This window comes from Pseudotabrizicola sediminis (assembly GCF_004745575.1).
Lineage (GTDB): Bacteria > Pseudomonadota > Alphaproteobacteria > Rhodobacterales > Rhodobacteraceae > Pseudotabrizicola > Pseudotabrizicola sediminis.
In genome coordinates, this window is record NZ_RPEM01000056.1 from 1 (window position 1) to 850 (window position 850).

At 53.4% G+C, this 850-nt stretch carries 1 protein-coding gene; it reads left to right on the forward strand.

The features are described 5' to 3' along the window. Window positions 1–247: 247 nt before the first annotated feature. Complete coding sequence (locus EEB11_RS20435) at window positions 248–703, forward strand: ATP-binding protein (RefSeq protein WP_354002113.1); 456 nt, start codon at window positions 248–250, stop codon at window positions 701–703. The last annotated feature ends 147 nt before the right edge of the window (window positions 704–850 follow it).

Below are 850 nucleotides of genomic sequence, written 5' to 3' on the forward strand. Positions count from 1 at the left end.
TGGGCATCGGCAGGAACAAGCAGAGCAGTGATTGTCGCTGTATTTTTGAGCATTGCCTGATCCGATTTTAACTGTCGAAGCTGTTTGCGCAAAACGGCGACTTCGGACCGCAGGTCGGCGACTTCTTGCGCTTCATTCTTCCTGGTGCGAGCGGCGGAGAGACCCAATGCAATTTCATTGGATTCTTGATCTACACTCGCGACGACCTCGACCCCATCCGNCCTGGTGCGAGCGGCGGAGAGACCCAATGCAATTTCATTGGATTCTTGATCTACACTCGCGACGACCTCGACCCCATCCGTGCATTCCGATTCATGCCGAGAGCCGGCAGACGGAAGCCATTTCAACCTGTCGACCGTTCTCGATTTTCCGGTCTGATTCATGCTTTGCAAGAATAATTTGCCGGAGACGCGTCATATTGCAGGGTAGGAGATCACCCGTTGGCGGGAAGATAACAATCGACGCTCGACTTGATAATGCCGCCCTGCACTACATCGTTTCCGACGAAGGTCCCGGCATTCCCAGATCAGTTGCTAACCAGCTTTTTTCGAGACCGATCGCGACATCGAAGCGTTCTAATGGCATCGGGCTTTTTCTCGCCCAAGAGGCTTTGGAGTGCGATGGTGGCCAGATGGCGATCTTGGATGCAGTCAAGGGGGCCTCAATCTCACTGATTATTTCGAGGTGCGGTCGCAGCGAATGACTGGAACCAGACCTATCGGTCGATTGCTGTTGAAAAATGCTGCGGTGTGTTTGAGTGTCCGCTTCGAGGAATGCTGGAGCAGCCACGCTGCAACTGCATCGGTCTCCTTTCCGCCGAGGCTGTGTAAAAACCCATATTTATGCTATG